General features: G+C 58.6%; 12 protein-coding genes. 6 read left to right on the top strand and 6 right to left on the bottom strand.

Features of this window, described 5'->3' with window-relative positions:
* Positions 1 to 87 precede the first annotated feature (87 nt).
* The 4 genes from EAH74_RS24125 to EAH74_RS24110 all read right to left on the bottom strand — a co-directional run bounded on the left by EAH74_RS24125 (position 88) and on the right by EAH74_RS24110 (position 6,951).
* Entirely contained in the window at positions 88 to 1,689 is a 1,602-nt protein-coding gene (locus EAH74_RS24125; protein WP_140681585.1) for an ABC transporter substrate-binding protein, read from the bottom strand.
* 300 nt (positions 1,690 to 1,989) lie between these two features.
* On the bottom strand, positions 1,990 to 3,615 hold the full coding sequence (locus tag EAH74_RS24120) for an ABC transporter substrate-binding protein (protein WP_123365253.1): 1,626 nt from the start codon (positions 3,613 to 3,615) through the stop codon (positions 1,990 to 1,992).
* 259 nt (positions 3,616 to 3,874) lie between these two features.
* Positions 3,875 to 5,476: an ABC transporter substrate-binding protein gene (locus tag EAH74_RS24115; protein ID WP_140681583.1), complete on the bottom strand. Its 1,602-nt coding sequence runs from the start codon at positions 5,474 to 5,476 to the stop codon at positions 3,875 to 3,877.
* Between the two features lie 758 nt (positions 5,477 to 6,234).
* Positions 6,235 to 6,951 carry an SIMPL domain-containing protein gene (locus EAH74_RS24110; RefSeq protein ID WP_140681581.1) on the bottom strand — a complete coding sequence of 239 codons (717 nt, stop codon included), beginning with the start codon at positions 6,949 to 6,951 and terminating at the stop codon, positions 6,235 to 6,237.
* 364 nt (positions 6,952 to 7,315) lie between these two features.
* Between EAH74_RS24110 and EAH74_RS24105 the strand changes: the two genes are divergently transcribed.
* The 4 genes from EAH74_RS24105 to EAH74_RS24085 all read left to right on the top strand — a co-directional run bounded on the left by EAH74_RS24105 (position 7,316) and on the right by EAH74_RS24085 (position 11,872).
* Entirely contained in the window at positions 7,316 to 8,578 is a 1,263-nt protein-coding gene (locus EAH74_RS24105) for an ATP-binding protein (RefSeq protein WP_095129467.1), read from the top strand.
* Positions 8,571 to 9,137 (top strand): response regulator transcription factor, encoded by a 567-nt coding sequence (locus tag EAH74_RS24100; RefSeq protein ID WP_008148925.1) that lies wholly within the window; start codon positions 8,571 to 8,573, stop codon positions 9,135 to 9,137. Before EAH74_RS24105 ends, EAH74_RS24100 begins: the two co-directional genes overlap by 8 nt.
* Before the next feature lie 97 nt (positions 9,138 to 9,234).
* Positions 9,235 to 10,962: an ABC transporter ATP-binding protein/permease gene (locus tag EAH74_RS24095; protein ID WP_140681579.1), complete on the top strand. Its 1,728-nt coding sequence runs from the start codon at positions 9,235 to 9,237 to the stop codon at positions 10,960 to 10,962.
* Positions 10,963 to 11,125: 163 nt separating this feature from the next.
* Positions 11,126 to 11,872 (top strand): FadR/GntR family transcriptional regulator, encoded by a 747-nt coding sequence (locus EAH74_RS24085; RefSeq protein ID WP_008148921.1) that lies wholly within the window; start codon positions 11,126 to 11,128, stop codon positions 11,870 to 11,872.
* Between the two features lie 134 nt (positions 11,873 to 12,006).
* On the opposite strand, the gene EAH74_RS24080 is transcribed toward EAH74_RS24085, so the two are convergent.
* Complete coding sequence (locus tag EAH74_RS24080) at positions 12,007 to 12,198, bottom strand: hypothetical protein (RefSeq protein WP_140681577.1); 192 nt, start codon at positions 12,196 to 12,198, stop codon at positions 12,007 to 12,009.
* A gap of 14 nt (positions 12,199 to 12,212) precedes the next feature.
* Complete coding sequence (locus EAH74_RS24075; protein ID WP_140681575.1) at positions 12,213 to 13,529, bottom strand: phospholipase; 1,317 nt, start codon at positions 13,527 to 13,529, stop codon at positions 12,213 to 12,215.
* A gap of 238 nt (positions 13,530 to 13,767) precedes the next feature.
* Between EAH74_RS24075 and kdgD the strand changes: the two genes are divergently transcribed.
* On the top strand, positions 13,768 to 14,679 hold the full coding sequence (gene kdgD, locus EAH74_RS24070) for a 5-dehydro-4-deoxyglucarate dehydratase (RefSeq protein ID WP_046045831.1): 912 nt from the start codon (positions 13,768 to 13,770) through the stop codon (positions 14,677 to 14,679).
* A 60-nt stretch (positions 14,680 to 14,739) separates the two neighbouring features.
* Positions 14,740 to 16,185, top strand: coding sequence for an aldehyde dehydrogenase family protein (locus tag EAH74_RS24065; protein WP_140681573.1), 1,446 nt, complete (start codon positions 14,740 to 14,742; stop codon positions 16,183 to 16,185).
* The last annotated feature ends 59 nt before the right edge of the window (positions 16,186 to 16,244 follow it).

Genomic DNA, 16,244 nt, shown 5'->3' with positions numbered 1-16,244 from the left:
CAAACGTTTGCTGTAGGCCAGATTGACGAATTACGGCAATACGCTTGCGTGAGGGCGCAATGCGCCCCCAGCGATTTGGCTAATCGGTTATTGGTCGATACTGACGCCCGAGAACACGTTACGACCGAAAGGACTCACCTTGAATCCTTCGATTTTGGCGCTCAACGGCTGGTTAACCGTCGAGTGGGCGACTGGCGTAATCGGTACCTGCTGCTTGAGGTACTGCTGCGCCTGTTTGTAAAGCACGGTGCGCTGGTCGCGGTCGGTGACGACCTTGGCCTGCTTGATCAGCTTGTCGTAAGCCGGATCACACCACATGGAGTAGTTGTTGCCGCCAATGGCGTCGCAGCTGTAAAGCGTGCCGAGCCAGTTGTCCGGGTCCCCATTGTCACCGGTCCAGCCAATCAGGCTGACGTCATGCTCGCCATTCTTGGTGCGCTTGATGTACTCGCCCCATTCATAGCTGACGATCTTCACTTTGAGGCCGATTTTTGCCCAGTCAGCCTGGAGCATTTCGGCCATTAATTTGGCGTTCGGGTTGTAAGGGCGCTGGACCGGCATCGCCCACAGAGTAATTTCAGTGCCTTCCTTCACGCCGGCAGCCTTGAGCAATTCCTTGGCTTTTTCCGGGTTGTAGGCGGCGTCTTTAATGGTCTCGTCGTAGGACCATTGGGTCGGTGGCATGGCGTTGACCGCCAGTTGACCGGCACCTTGATAGACGGCGTTGAGAATCCCTTGTTTGTTCACCGCCATGTCCAGCGCCTGGCGCACTTCGAGCTGGTCGAAAGGTTTGTGGCGCACGTTGTAGGCGATGTAACCGAGGTTGAAACCGGGCTTCTCGATGAGCTTGAGCTTCGGGTCGTTCTTCAGCGCGGTCACGTCGGCAGGGCGCGGGTGCAGGGTGATCTGGCACTCGTTGGCCTTGAGCTTCTGTACCCGCACCGAGGCGTCGGTGTTGATGGCGAAAATCAGGTTCTCAAGCTTGACCCGGCTCGGGTCCCAGTACTGCTTGTTGCCGGTGTAACGGATGTTGGAATCTTTCTGGTAGCTCTTGAACACGAACGGCCCGGTGCCGATCGGCTTCTGGTTGATATCGCTCGGCTTGCCTTCGGCCAGCAGTTTGTCGGCGTATTCGGCGGACAGGATGGCGGCGAAGCTCATGGCGATGTTCTGGATGAACGCGGCGTCCACGCTGTTGAGCGTCATGACCACGGTCAGCGGCCCGGTCTTCTCGACCTTGGCGATGTTCTTGTTCAGGCTCATTCCGTTGAAATACGGGAACTCGGTCGGATAGGCCTTACGGAAAGGTTGCTGCGGATCGAGCATGCGATTGAACGTGAACAGCACGTCATCGGCATTGAAATCACGGGTCGGCGTGAAGTATTTGGTTGTGTGAAATTTCACCCCTTCGCGTAGGTGGAATGTGTACTTGAGGCCGTCCTCGGAAATATCCCAGCGAGTGGCCAGGCCTGGTACGACGTTGGTGGCGCCTTTTTCAAACTCTGCCAGTAGGTTGTACAGCGGCTCGGCGGCGTCATTGTCGGTCGCGGTCGTGTACTGCGCGGTGTCGAAGCCAGCGGGGCTGCCTTCGGAGCAGAACACCAGGCTGTTATTGGCGGCCTGGCTGATGGAAGTGGCGGCCAGCAGGCCGGTGCCCAGCAATGCGGATAAAACCAAGGTATGGCGCATGACGCTCCCTTTCTCTTATGTGTTTTTCAATGAGTCGCCATCCCGTCCGGGGACGTGGAGGCATCACTGATCTCAAGCCATGAGCGGCAGCAACCGAGAGCCCACGCACGAACTGGTCAGATCCCGACGGTAGGAGCCGTGGGTCTGGCAGTAAATGCGTAGATTCCGAAAGACTCGTGGGAAAAGGCAATGCGTCCGAAACCGCTGCTGTAGGAGGCAGTGGATTTGGATGTCAGCGGATTCCTACTTTCTCGGCAGATAAAGCAGCGGCGACGTTAAAAACGTCGCCGTTGCAAAACCTTATTTGCTGACGCTGACGCCGTAGAAGGAGTTCAAGCCAAACGGGCTGATCTTGAAGTCCTGCACGTTGTCGCGCATGGGTTGGAACACCGTCGAGTGAGCGATAGGTGTCATTGGAACGGCATCTTTGAGGACGTGTTGCGCCTGCTTGTACAGTTCGGTGCGCTTGGACTGATCGGTCGTGCGCTTGGCTTCTTTCACGATGCCGTCGAACTTCTTGTCGCACCACTTGGAGAAGTTGTTGCCTTGCAGCGAATCGCAGCCGAACAGCACGTTCAGCCAGTTGTCCGGGTCACCGTTGTCGCCGCTCCAGCCAATCAGCATCGCGCCGTTTTCACCGCCTTTGGAGCGCTTGATGTACTCGCCCCACTCGTAGGTCACGATCTTGGCCTTGATACCGATCTTGGCCCAGTCGGACTGCAGCATTTCAGCCATCAGCTTGGCGTTCGGGTTGTACGGACGCTGCACCGGCATCGCCCACAGGTTGATCTCGGTGCCTTCCTTGATGCCGGCTTCCTTGAGCAGCTCTTTGGCTTTCTCAGGGTTGTACGGGGCATCCTTGATGGTGGTGTCGTAAGACCACTGGGTCGGCGGCATGGCGTTGACGGCCAGTTGACCTGCACCCTGGTAAACCGAGTCGATGATCTGCTGCTTGTTGACGGCCATGTCCAGTGCCTGACGCACTTTCAGTTGGGCCATCGGGTTTGGCTGATCGCTGCCCTTGATCTTGTCCATCACGTTGTAGGCGATGTAACCCAGGTTGAAACCAGCCTGGTTAGGCACTTTCAGAGTCTTGTCTTCCTGAAGAGCCTTCAGGTCGGCCGGACGTGGGAACAGAGTGATCTGGCACTCGTTCTTCTTCAGCTTCTGAATACGTACCGACGGGTCGGTGGTGATGGCGAAGATCAGGTTGTCGATCTTGACGTCGTCAGGCTTCCAGTAGTCCTTGTTCCCGGTGTAGCGGATGTTGGAATCTTTCTGGTAGCTCTTGAACACGAACGGACCAGTGCCGACCGGCTTCTGGTTGATGTCGGCGGCTTTGCCTTCTTTCAGCAGCTGGGCGGCGTACTCGGCGGACTGGACGGAAGCGAAACTCATGGCCATGTTCTGGATGAACGCGGCGTCGACTTCTTTCAGGGTGAACTTGACAGTTTTGTCGTCGACTTTATCGATCTTGGTGATGTTGGTGTCCATCCCCATGTCGGTGAAGTACGGGAATTCGGTTGGGTACGCCTTACGGAACGGATCATCCTTGTTAATCATGCGATTAAAGGTGAACAGCACGTCGTCGGCGTTGAACTCACGAGTCGGCTTGAAGTACGGGGTGGTATGGAACTTGACGCCTTCACGCAGGTGGAAGGTGTAAGTCAGGCCATCATCGGAGATGTCCCATTTGGTCGCCAAACCTGGAATAACGGCGGTGCCGCCGCGCTCGAACTGAGTCAGGCGGTTGAACATGGTTTCTGCAGAGGCGTCGAAGTCGGTTCCGGTGGTGTACTGACCAGGATCAAAACCGGCCGGGCTCCCTTCGGAGCAAAACACCAGGTTAGTCGCCGCTTGGGCGAAAGGTGCGCTAGCTAACAAGCCTGCGCCGACTAAAAACGGAATGACCGCGTGTTTAAGCATGGTGGCCTCATGATTTGTTGTCATTTTTGGAATTAGAGGACGACCTCGTGAGTCGTGCCTGCGGATACTTATGCAGGGGCCATACCCAATGCAAGATCCTGAGCGACCACAGGCGTTAAACAGTGGCACGAACGTACCTTAATGTCGCATTTGTATAAATTCAGGCGCATTTGACCGTTTGCGCAGGTTTTTTTGAGTGCAAATCGCGCACCGACAGAGGGCGGCCGGGGCGGCTGGCGCACCCGGTTAGAGCGCGGTGTTACTTATTTATACCCACACCATAGAAGGGTGTGAGGCCGAACGGGCTGATCTTGAAGTCGGTGACTTCCTTGCGCAGCGGCTGGAACACCGTCGAGTTGGCAATCGGTGTGATAGGTACTTGTTGCTTAAGGATTTGTTGTGCCTGTTGGTACAAATTGACCCGTTGCTGTTTGTCCGTGGACACTTTGGCCTGCTGAATCAATTTGTCGTACGCCGGGTCGCACCACTTGGCGTAGTTGCTACCTTTCACCGCGGCGCAGCTGTAGAGCACGCCGAGCCAGTTGTCGGGGTCGCCGTTGTCGCCGGTCCAGCCGTAAATCATCGCGTCGTGTTCTCCATTTTTGGCGCGTTTGATGTACTCGCCCCATTCATAGCTGACGATGTTGGTCTTGATCCCGACTTTCTCCCAGTCCTGCTGGATCATTTGTGCCGACATTCGAGCATTGGGGTTGGATGCGCGCTGCACGGTCATGGCCCACAGATTAATAGTGGTACCGGGTGCAACCCCTGCTTCTTTCAGTAGCGCCTTCGCTTTCGTCGGGTCGTGGGGCGCATCCTTGATGCTTGGGTCATAAGACCATTGAGCGGGAGGCAGGGCGTTCTGCGCCAGTTGGCCGGCACTTTGGTAGACAGCTTTGATGATCGCGGGTTTATCGATGGCCATGTCCAGGGCCTGGCGCACCTTGAGCTGGTCCAGCGGTGGATGAGTCACGTTGTAGGCCAGGAAACCAAGGTTGAACCCGGCTTGTTTGAGCACGGTGAGATTCGGGTCTTTCTCCATGACTTCGATGTCTGCCGGGCGTGGGTAGCCACTGACCTGGCATTCGCCGGCCTTGAGTTTCTGCAAGCGAACGGCAGCGTCCGGGGTGATCGAGAAGATCAGGTTGTCGAGTTTCACGTCCTCTGGTTTCCAGTAAGCCTTGTTGGCGGCGTAGCGGATCTGCGAGTCCTTTTGATAGCGCTTGAACACGAACGGGCCGGTGCCGACGGGTTTCTGGTTGATGTCCGCGGCTTTGCCTTCTTTTAGTAACTGGGCGCCGTACTCGGCGGATTGCACCGAGGCGAAGCTCATGGCCAGGTTTTGGATGAAGGCGGCGTCGATGTTGTTCAGGCTGAAACGCACGGTGTGGTCGTCGATTTTGTCGACGCTCTTGATCGTTTTGTTCAGGTCCATGTCGGTGAAGTACGGCGACTCGGCGGGGTAGGCTTTGCGGAAGGCGTTTTCCGGGTCGAGCAGGCGTTGGAAGGTGAACAGCACGTCATCGGCGTTGAAGTCGCGAGTCGGGGTGAAGTAGTCGGTGGTGTGGAACTTCACGCCGTCGCGCAGGTGGAAGGTGTAGGTGAGGCCGTCCGTGGATACCTCCCATTTTGTTGCCAGACCGGGTTCGACTTCGGTGCCGCCGCGTTTGAATTGGGTAAGGCGATTGAAGACGGTTTCGGCCGAGGCGTCGAAGTCGGTGCCGCTGGTGTATTGGCTGGGGTCGAAGCCGGCGGGGCTGGCTTCGGAGCAGTAGACCAGGGTGGTGGCGGCTTGGGCGAGTGGGGCGGTGGTGGCGAGGGCGAGAGCGAGCAGGAGTGGTTTGACGGTGGTTCTTTCCATGGAGTCCCCGGGGTCTGTGCGGTGGTGTTCTCCTGAGAGTAGCGGTGTTGGCGGGAGTCGCGGAAATACCCATTTGTGAGGGAGACCCCTCTATCTCGGCATATTCAAGATGGTTATGTGACATGGCGGCCTTATAGCCGACCATTTTCTTTCAGGTGTACATATCCATTTCTGCGGTAACGGCCACTTAGGGTTTCGCCCTTACGGCGACTCACTTTTTTTACAAACGCCTAAAAAAAGTAAGCAAAAAAACGCTCGCCCCAAGCGTCCGGCCCCTCGCCTAGGCTCGGCGTTCCTTCGCTCCGGTATTCATCTGGGGGCATCGCCTCCGGTCGGCTTCGCTTCGACCTCCTCTCGATGTGTTCGACTGCGTCGAACGGCGCTGCGCGCCTGCCCCCCAGATGAACACCTCCACTCAGCCTCCCGAAGGGGCGGGTGGATCAAGATCACAAGCTGCAGGCGAGCTAACGCTCGGCCTGTTGAGTGGTGAGGAGCGAAAGGCGTACGCCGATCTCCTGGGGGAGCGAGCTTGGTCCGGGCGGCGTTCCGACGATGGCGGCCTTACAGCCGACCAATGCCTCGCAGATGTACACCGTTTGATCGTTCCACGCTCCGCGCGGGAATGTAGCCTGGGACGCACCGCGTTCCGCTTTTTAAGCCTTCGGCAACTCCTACAGAGGGACTACATGGGTTTTGGTCTGGCATAAAAAAACGGCGATCACTTCGGTGATCGCCGTTTTTGTGTACGGGTTATCGAATCAAGGCATCAACACTTCAATCGAACCATCCGCCGTCATGCTGACCTGGCTGGTGCCAGCCTCAACTTCCGGCGTCACCGGTGCACCGTCCATGCTCGCCGCTTTCATCATCATTGGCGCGCGCATGTACGGTTGTGGATAACCGTTGCTGTTCAAGTTCAGGTTAACGATTTTGTAACCCTTGCCGCCCAGCGCGTCGGTGGCCAGTTGCGCACGGGCCTTGAAGGCTGTCACGGCTTCTTTAAGCAGTGCATCTTCGCTGGCCTTGCGGGTTGGTGTGGCGATGGCGAAGTCCATGCCACCCATTTTCAGGTCGGTGAGCAGTTCGCCGGTCAGTTTCGACAGCGCCGCGAAGTCGGAGCTTTCCAGGCGCAGTTCGGCGCGTTCGCGCCAGCCGGTGATTTTCTGGCCCTTGGTGTCGTAGATCGGGTAGCTGTTGCGGCTGCCCTGGCGCAGGGTGACTTCCTTGACCTGTTTGGCCTGGGCCAGCGCTTTGTTCATGGTGGTGCTGACGTCGGCGGCGAGTTTGGCCGGGTCGGTGTTTTGTTCTTCGGTGTAGAGGGTCACGATCATCAGGTCGCGGGCCACTTCCTGACTGACTTCGGCGCGCAGGGCGATCTGGTTGTAATGAAGTTCGTCGGCGGCCAGGGCCGGGAGGCTGGCGACGGTGCCAACGCTAAGGGCAAGAAGGGCGGCGCTGCGGCTGAGACTGTGCATGAAAACTCCTTGGACGTTGCGCAGGGGTTAAGGTCCGAGCCTGCGGGAAACCATCAGACTCTAGCTTTTATGATCCGGTTCGCACAGTTACAACTTCTATACAGATCGACGCGATCCTATGTAGCAGCTGGCGAAGCCTGCGTTCGGCTGCGAAGCAGTCGCAGATCCGGTATGCGCGGTTTTCCTGAAGGAGTGCAGCGTCGGATTTTACGACTGCTTCGCAGCCGAACGCAGCCTTCGGCAGCTGCTACAAGGGCTTTGTGTTGGCTGAAGGCCTGTGGTCGTTTGCCGCACTTTCGCCTCTCAGGCCCGCGGCTTGGTTATACTCCGTGCGATCCGCCTGGAGCGCTCATCAGGAGAGCTCATGCTCGCCCCCGTTCAAATCACTTCCGCAACTCGCCAGAATCTCTGGCGGCTGACGTTCATCCGCACATTGGTGTTGGCCGCTCAGGCCGGTTCCGTGGGCCTGGCCTACTGGCTCGACTTACTACCGCTGCCCTGGTTCCAACTGGCTGCGACCCTCGGTTGCTCGATGTTGCTGTGCGCGTTCACGGCGATTCGCCTGCGCACCTCATGGCCGGTAACCGAACTCGAATACGCCGTGCAACTGGCCTGCGACCTGTTTATCCACAGTGCCTTGCTGTACTTCTCCGGCGGCTCGACCAACCCCTTCGTCTCTTATTACCTGGTGCCGCTGACCATCGCCGCCGTGACGTTGCCGTGGCGTTATTCGGTGATTCTGTCCGGTATCGCGTTGACGATGTACACCTTGCTACTGGCCCGCTTCTATCCGCTGCAAACCTTCCCGATCGCTCGGGAAAACCTGCAGGTTTACGGGATGTGGCTGAGTTTCGCCCTGGCCGCGGCGGTCATCACTTTCTTCGCTGCACGCATGGCCGAAGAGCTGCGCCGTCAGGAAGAACTGCGTGCCATCCGTCGCGAAGAGGGCCTGCGCGATCAGCAACTGCTGGCCGTCGCCACCCAGGCCGCCGGTGCCGCCCATGAATTGGGTACGCCGCTGGCGACCATGAGTGTGTTGCTCAAGGAAATGCGTCAGGACCATCACGACCCGATGTTGCAGGACGACCTGAGCGTGCTGCAGGATCAGGTCAAACTCTGCAAAGAAACCTTGCAGCAACTGGTGCGCGCCGCCGAGGCCAATCGTCGATTGGCCGTGGAGATGCAGGACGTCACCGATTGGCTCGACGAAGCCCTGAACCGCTGGCACCTGATGCGCCCGGAAGCCAGTTACCGCTTCCAGCGCTTGGGCCAAGGCACCGTGCCGCGCATGGCGCCGCCGCCGGACCTGACCCAGGCGCTGCTGAATTTGCTCAACAACGCCGCCGATGCTTGCCCGGAAGGCCTGCAAGTGACGCTGGACTGGAATGCCGAGGACTTGACCATCAGCATCCGCGACCACGGCGCCGGTGTGCCGCTGGCCATCGCCGAACAGATCGGCAAACCGTTTTTTACCACCAAGGGCAAAGGTTTCGGCCTGGGCCTGTTTTTGAGCAAGGCCAGCGTGACACGCGCCGGCGGCTCAGTGAAACTCTACAGTCATGAGGAAGGCGGCACGCTCACCGAGCTGCGCCTGCCCCGTGTCGCCCGAGGAGACGAACATGAGTGACGAGATCCAAGTCGAAGGCGAAGGCGAAGAACTGCCGCATTTGCTGCTGGTAGACGACGACGCAACTTTTACCCGGGTGATGGCCCGTGCCATGGCCCGCCGCGGCTTTCGCGTCAGCACCGCCGGTTCCGCCGAAGAAGGCCTGACCATCGCTCAGGCTGACCTGCCAGACTACGCCGCGCTGGACCTGAAAATGGACGGCGATTCCGGCCTGGTGCTGTTGCCCAAGTTACTTGAGCTGGACCCGGAAATGCGCGTGGTGATCCTCACCGGTTACTCGAGCATCGCCACCGCCGTCGAGGCGATCAAACGCGGCGCCTGCAATTACCTGTGCAAACCGGCGGACGCCGATGACGTGCTGGCCGCGCTGCTCTCTGAGCACGCCGACCTCGACACGCTGGTGCCGGAAAACCCGATGTCGGTGGATCGCCTGCAGTGGGAACACATCCAGCGCGTGCTGACCGAGCACGAAGGCAACATCTCCGCCACTGCCCGCGCACTGGGCATGCACCGCCGCACGCTGCAGCGCAAACTGCAGAAGCGCCCCGTTCGTCGCTGAACCTGCGCTGAATGAATGCAGGCCGCTCCTCGCGGGGAACCGAACCGATCATCTATGATCGGTTCGTGTGTGTTCTTTTCTTTATCGAGCCTTATACATGAATCAGAACGCTGAATATTCCGCGGTCAACGATGCTGTGCGCGGGCAGTTTTTTCGCAAAGTCTGGGCGATGACCACGCCTTACTGGCGCAGCGAAGAGAAGGGTAAGGCCTGGACGTTGCTGATCGCCGTGATCGCGCTGTCGCTGTTCAGCGTGGCGATTTCGGTGTGGATCAACAGTTGGTACAAGGATTTCTACAATGCCCTGCAGAAAAAGGACGAAGCAGCCTTCTGGCAGTTGATCTTGTATTTCTGCGGTATCGCGGCGGTGGCGATTCTTGGCGCGGTGTATCGGCTTTATCTGACACAGATGCTGACGATTCGCTGGCGGGCCTGGCTCACCGAGAAGCATTTTACCCGTTGGCTCGAAAACAAGAATTACTACCAGCTGGAGCAAGGCGGTTACACCGATAACCCGGACCAGCGGATTTCCGAAGACCTCAATAAATTCACCACCAATACCTTGGGTCTGGGCCTTGGTTTGATCCGTAACATCGTCAGCTTGGTGTCGTTCTCGATCATTTTGTGGGGCGTGTCGGGCAGTATCGAAGTGTTCGGCCTCACGATCCCTAGCTACATGTTCTGGTGCGCGCTGGTTTACGCCGCCGTCGCCAGTTGGCTGACGCATTTGATTGGCCGTCGTCTGATTGGCCTCAACAACAACCAGCAACGCTTCGAAGCCGACCTGCGTTTCTCCATGGTGCGGGTTCGCGAGAATGCCGAAAGCATTGCGCTGTACAACGGCGAGCCTAATGAGAATCGTCGCTTGAGCAGCCGTTTCGGGATGGTCTGGCACAACTTCTGGGACATCATGAAAGTGTCCAAGCGCCTGACCTTCTTTACGTCCGGCTATGAGCAGATCGCAGTCATCTTCCCGTTCATGGTCGCCTCGCCGCGTTACTTCGCTGGCAAGATCGAGCTGGGTGAACTGATGCAAATCAACTCGGCGTTCGCTAACGTCCAGGACAATTTCAGTTGGTTCATCACTGCGTACCAGGACCTTGCCGAATGGCGCGCCACCTGTGATCGTCTGCTGAGTTTCCGCCAGGCCATGACCGACAACGAAGAGCGTGCGCCGGCGATTGATGTGCAAAACCTTGGCTCGGTGTTGAAAGTGCATAACCTTGGCCTCGATTTGGCGGATGGTCGTCACCTGTTGACCAACGCCGACATGACCGTGGAGGAGGGCGAGCGCGTCATGCTCAGCGGCCGTTCCGGCAGCGGCAAGTCGACCTTGCTGCGGGCGATGGGGCATTTGTGGCCGGCTGGCCACGGCAGCATTCGTCTGCCAGCGGCGCGTTATTTGTTCCTGCCGCAAAAACCCTATCTGCCGATTGGCACCTTGCGCGAGGCGTTGAGTTATCCACAACCCGGCGACACCTACCCGCACGAGCGCTACGTCCACGTGCTGGAAACCTGCCGCTTGCCGCACCTGGTTGCGCGTCTTGATGAAGCGAATCACTGGCAACGCATGCTGTCGCCGGGTGAGCAACAGCGACTGGCCTTTGCCCGTGCGCTGCTCTATGCACCGCAATGGCTGTACATGGACGAAGCGACCTCGGCGATGGACGAAGAGGACGAAGCGTCGCTGTATCAGGCCTTGATCGATGAGATCCCGGGGTTGAGCATTGTCAGCGTCGGGCATCGCAGCAGTCTGAAGCGGTTCCATCCACGGCATGTTCGTATCGAGAATGGCCATCTGGTGGACCAGACCGTGACCGCATAACACCACAATCCTGTAGGAGCTGCCGAAGGCTGCGATCTTTTGATCTTCAAAATCAAAGTCAAAAGATCGCAGCCTTCGGCAGCTCCTACGAGGTGTGGTGATCGTACAACCGCGTTGAGCTATGATGCGGTTTCAGCCGCAACTTTCGAGAAAGACGTTCACCATGGAAAACCCGATCGACGCACCACGCCTCCCTCGCAAGCGCCGCAGCCTCGCTCAGGAACTGGTGACGGTGCTGTCCGAGCAGATCCGCGACGGTCACCTCAAGCGTGGCGACAAGTTGCCCACCGAGTCGGCGATCATGGATGCCCATGGCGTCAGCCGCACTGTGGTGCGCGAAGCGATTTCCCGTTTGCAGGCGGCAGGCCAGGTTGAAACCCGCCACGGCATCGGCACCTTCGTGCTCGACACCCCGAGCCCGAGCGGCTTCCGTATCGACCCGGCGACCGTGGTCACACTGCGTGACGTACTGGCGATTCTGGAACTGCGCATCAGCCTCGAAGTGGAGTCCGCCGGCCTTGCCGCGCAGCGTCGCAGCCCCGAGCAGCTGGCGTTGATGCGCGCGGCGCTGGACGCGTTGAATGAAAGTGTCTCCCATGCCAGCGATGCCGTGGCGTCCGACTTCCAGTTCCACCTGCAAATCGCTCTCGCGACAGGCAACCGCTATTTCACCGACATCATGACCCACCTGGGCACCAGCATCATTCCGCGCACGCGGCTGAACTCGGCGCGCCTGGCCCATGACGACCAACAGCACTACATGAATCGTCTGAGCCGTGAGCACGAAGAGATTTACGATGCGATTGCCCGCCAGGATTCGGATGCGGCGCGGGCGGCGATGCGGTTGCATCTGACGAATAGCCGGGAGCGGCTGCGCCATGCGCATGAAGAGGCAGAGGCGCAGCGCTGAAGGTCTGCAGGTTAGATCGTTCCCACGCTCTGCGTGGGAATGCAGCCAGGGACGCTCCGCGTCCCAAAGCGTGACGCAGAGCGTCACAAGAGGCATTCCCATGCGGGAGCGTGGGAACGATCAGGTACGTGGAATCAGCCGGTACTGAGAATCGAACGATCCACCCTCACGGCCCACTCAGAAGCCCCAGCCTTGGCATCGAATGCCACATGCCCATGCTCATCAACCACCGCCCGGGCAATCGGCACTCCCTTGGCCAGCAACTCCAACGGCGCACCCTTCAGCGATTGCCCCGAAGCCAATTCCAGTTTCAATTTGATAGTCATCATCGATCTCCTTATCAGGCAACGTTGCCAGTGGGTTTGTAATCCTTGAGCAGCAAATAAGTGCTCCAGCCCCACCAGTCATCCACGGTGGCAGTGTCGTTCAGGTTGTTGACGTCCTTGCGCCGCAGCACCTTGTTGCCCTCGACCCTGAACAGCGGCGAGAAGTTGGTCGGCAGGTTCAGTACTGCTTGCAGATCAGGCAGCTTTTTCAAGGCGCCGAAATTGGCGGCCGACGGAGCGATTCCGCTGAGATAAGCCGCGAACACTTCATCTGCAGACACCTGCACCGCCTGGTTCACCTGGGTGCGATTGGCGCTGGAGAGGGCGTCGAAGTAGCGTTTGTCCCCGTACGCGCGCCATTGATCGCCGTTGCCATTGCGCACATTGAGGCCGAATTTGCTGTCTTCGTCGTGCATGAAGCGCGTGATCAACGAACCCAGATCGCTCGGCGTGACCACCGCTGCCAATTGTTTGCGCGGCACTCGCAAGTGGCCGGCGGAAAACAGGTCGGTCAGGTAGTGATCGGCAAAAGCGTTCATCGCATAGGCCAGCTCCAGCTGCTTTTCATCGCCACTGGCGTGGGCCAACAGCGCTTGTTGCACCGCCGCGGTGTGCCCGGCGATATAGGCCAGCAGCGCCCATTCGGCGAAGTGATCGGCATTGTTGGCGGCCAGTTTCAGGTAGCGGCCAAAGGGGAACAACGCCGAGACGACACTGCCGCCGCCGGTAATCTTGTTCCACTCCTCCGACAACGTATCACCGAGGGCGTCATAAGCCTCGTGAGGTTCTTTACCGTCCTTGATCGCCTGCTTGATCGCGGCGATTTCCTTTTGCATCACGCCGAGAATCAACTTGGCCTCAGCGTTAGAAGCAGGCAGCACGGCCAGCGAGTTGAAGGCATTGGTAAAACGCTGGATTCGGTCTGCGGCTGTCGCGCCTTCGCTGATCGGTTGATCGGGAACTCCATAGAAATCACCCCCCAGCGCAACGACCTGGCCGTAGGTCAGTGCCAGCCCATTGGGTAAATGCAGTTCCACCTGCGACGCGGGGATAGCCGGTGCGTTCTTGACGAAACGCAGCAGGGTGCTGTCGCCGATTGCAGTGTGTTCGCCACCTTCGAACCTCAGCTGTGGCTTGCCTTTCAGGGCTTTGCCGGAGGCAGTGGGCGCAGGTGCGGGAAGGGGAGTCGTAGCGCTGTGATGATCAGCAATCTGCAAGACCACGTGTTGGTTTTCCCCGATGAGAGGGATGCCCTGCTCGGTAAAAAGATCATCCAGTTCGGCAATGACCTGTTTTGGTTTTTCCTTCGGTTGTGCGTGTAGACCTGACATTTCTATCTCCTTGATATGTCGTCGGTACGATCAAAAAATAACTGTATGCATATACAGTTATCTGAATCATAGATGAGAAATTTCCTACGTCAAGAAAATACCTTTCCGACTTAAATTCTGCGGTTGGCGATGAAATGCAGTTGACGGTTATTATTTAAGTTGTACGATGACCTACAACTTCAGCGCAGGCTGAACGGTTTTCTCACACACATACGTCGCTACCCAGGGTGTTCGAATAATGAATCCACAAGAACTGAAGTCCATCCTCTCTTCCGGTCTGCTGTCTTTCCCGGTTACCGATTTCAATGCTCAGGGCGACTTCCATCGCGCGGGCTACATCAAACGTCTCGAATGGCTGGCCCCATACGGCGCCTCGGCATTGTTCGCCGCGGGCGGCACCGGTGAGTTCTTCTCTCTGGCGGCCAGCGAATATTCGGAAATCATCAAGACTGCCGTCGACACCTGCGAAACCAGCGTGCCGATTCTGGCCGGCGTTGGCGGTTCGACTCGTCAAGCCATCGAATATGCACAGGAAGCCGAGCGTCTGGGCGCCAAAGGCCTGTTGTTGCTGCCGCACTACCTGACCGAAGCCAGCCAGGACGGCGTTGCCGCCCACGTTGAAGCCGTGTGCAAATCGGTGAAAATTGGCGTGGTGGTTTACAACCGCAACGTCTGCCGCCTGACCGCGCCGCTGCTGGAACGTCTGGCCGAGCGCTGCCCGAACCTGATCGGCTACAAGGATGGCCTGGGCGATATCGAGTTGATGGTGTCGATCCGTCGCCGTCTCGGTGATCGCTTCAGCTACCTGGGCGGTTTGCCGACCGCTGAAGTCTACGCCGCAGCCTACAAGGCACTGGGCGTACCGGTTTACTCCTCGGCGGTGTTCAACTTCATCCCGAAAACCGCGATGGATTTCTACCACGCCATTGCCCGCGAAGATCACGCCACCGTCGGCAAGATCATTGATGACTTCTTCCTGCCGTACCTGGACATCCGTAACCGCAAAGCCGGTTACGCGGTGAGCATCGTCAAGGCCGGGGCAAAAATTGTCGGCTATGACGCAGGTCCTGTGCGTGCGCCGCTGACCGATCTGACGGGCGAAGAGTACGAAATGCTCGCCGCGCTGATCGACAAGCAAGGTGCGCAGTAACACACCCGATTAACAAGGCCGCTGAGTATTCAGCGGCCTTTTGCGTGAGGAGAACATCCCGTGGCAAATGCAAAGCGTTTTGATAACTACATCAACGGTGAATGGGTTGCGGGTAGCGATTACTCCACCAACATCAACCCGTCCGAACTGACCGATACCATCGGCGAGTACGCCAAGGCAGATCTGGCCCAGGTTCACGCCGCCATCGACGCCGCTCGCGCCGCGTTCCCGGCCTGGTCCACGTCGGGCATCCAGGCTCGCCACGATTCGCTGGATAAAGTCGGCAGCGAAATTCTCGCTCGCCGCGAAGAACTCGGCACCTTGCTGGCCCGGGAAGAGGGCAAGACCCTGCCCGAAGCCATCGGTGAAGTGACTCGCGCCGGCAACATCTTCAAGTTCTTCGCTGGTGAATGCCTGCGCCTGTCCGGCGACTATCTGCCGTCGGTACGTCCGGGTGTGAACGTTGAAGTCACTCGCGAAGCGCTGGGTGTGGTCGGTCTGATCACGCCATGGAACTTCCCGATCGCTATCCCTGCGTGGAAAATCGCCCCGGCCCTGGCCTACGGCAACTGCGTCGTGCTGAAACCGGCGGATCTGGTGCCGGGTTGCGCTTGGGCGTTGGCAGAAATCATCTCCCGCGCAGGCTTCCCGGCCGGCGTGTTCAACCTGGTGATGGGCAGCGGTCGTGTGGTGGGTGATGCACTGGTGCAGAGCCCGAAAGTCGATGGCATCAGCTTTACCGGTTCCGTCGGTGTGGGTCGTCAGATCGCGGTCAGTTGCGTGTCGCGCCAGGCCAAGGTTCAGCTGGAAATGGGCGGCAAGAACCCGCAGATCATTCTCGACGACGCCGACCTCAAGCAAGCGGTCGAGCTGTCGGTACAGAGCGCGTTCTACTCCACCGGCCAGCGTTGCACCGCCTCGAGCCGCTTCATCGTCACCGCCGGGATTCACGACAAGTTCGTTGAAGCCGTGGCCGAGCGCATGAAGTCGATCAAGGTCGGTCACGCGTTGAAAACCGGCACCGACATCGGTCCGGTCGTCTCGCAAGCGCAGCTTGAACAGGACATGAAGTACATCGACATCGGCCAGTCCGAAGGTGCACGTCTGGTCAGCGGCGGTGGTCTGGTGACTTGCGACACTGAAGGCTACTTCCTCGCGCCAACCCTGTTTGCCGACAGCGAAGCTGCGATGCGTATCAGCCGCGAAGAGATCTTCGGTCCGGTGGCCAACGTGGTTCGCGTAGCGGATTACGAGGCCGCGCTGGCCATGGCCAACGACACCGAGTTCGGTCTGTCGGCGGGCATCGCCACCACGTCGCTGAAGTACGCCAACCACTTCAAACGCCATTCCCAGGCCGGGATGGTGATGGTCAACCTGCCGACGGCGGGCGTGGATTACCACGTTCCATTCGGTGGGCGTAAAGGTTCATCCTATGGCTCCCGCGAGCAAGGTCGCTACGCGCAAGAGTTCTACACCGTCGTAAAAACTGCCTACATCGGTTCCTGATACACCGCAGTACCCCTGTAGGAGCTGTCGAGTGAAACGAGGCTGCGATCTTTTGATCT

Source organism: Pseudomonas mandelii (assembly GCF_006438925.1).
GTDB lineage: Bacteria > Pseudomonadota > Gammaproteobacteria > Pseudomonadales > Pseudomonadaceae > Aquipseudomonas > Aquipseudomonas mandelii_C.
Note: the sequence above shows the minus strand (reverse complement) of the source record. Positions and strands in the feature narration are given on the sequence as shown.

Bases quoted from the DNA above. Each gene is read 5' to 3' on its own strand.
- EAH74_RS24110 (WP_140681581.1), bottom strand. From the start codon at position 6,951: ATGCACAGTCTCAGCCGCAGCGCCGCCCTTCTTGCCCTTAGCGTTGGC.
- EAH74_RS24115 (WP_140681583.1), bottom strand. From the start codon at position 5,476: ATGGAAAGAACCACCGTCAAACCACTCCTGCTCGCTCTCGCCCTCGCC.
- EAH74_RS24080 (WP_140681577.1), bottom strand. From the start codon at position 12,198: ATGACTATCAAATTGAAACTGGAATTGGCTTCGGGGCAATCGCTGAAG.
- EAH74_RS24095 (WP_140681579.1), top strand. From the start codon at position 9,235: ATGAATCAGAACGCTGAATATTCCGCGGTCAACGATGCTGTGCGCGGG.
- EAH74_RS24125 (WP_140681585.1), bottom strand. From the start codon at position 1,689: ATGCGCCATACCTTGGTTTTATCCGCATTGCTGGGCACCGGCCTGCTG.
- EAH74_RS24105 (WP_095129467.1), top strand. From the start codon at position 7,316: ATGCTCGCCCCCGTTCAAATCACTTCCGCAACTCGCCAGAATCTCTGG.
- EAH74_RS24120 (WP_123365253.1), bottom strand. From the start codon at position 3,615: ATGCTTAAACACGCGGTCATTCCGTTTTTAGTCGGCGCAGGCTTGTTA.
- kdgD (WP_046045831.1), top strand. From the start codon at position 13,768: ATGAATCCACAAGAACTGAAGTCCATCCTCTCTTCCGGTCTGCTGTCT.
- EAH74_RS24085 (WP_008148921.1), top strand. From the start codon at position 11,126: ATGGAAAACCCGATCGACGCACCACGCCTCCCTCGCAAGCGCCGCAGC.
- EAH74_RS24075 (WP_140681575.1), bottom strand. From the start codon at position 13,529: ATGTCAGGTCTACACGCACAACCGAAGGAAAAACCAAAACAGGTCATT.
- EAH74_RS24100 (WP_008148925.1), top strand. From the start codon at position 8,571: ATGAGTGACGAGATCCAAGTCGAAGGCGAAGGCGAAGAACTGCCGCAT.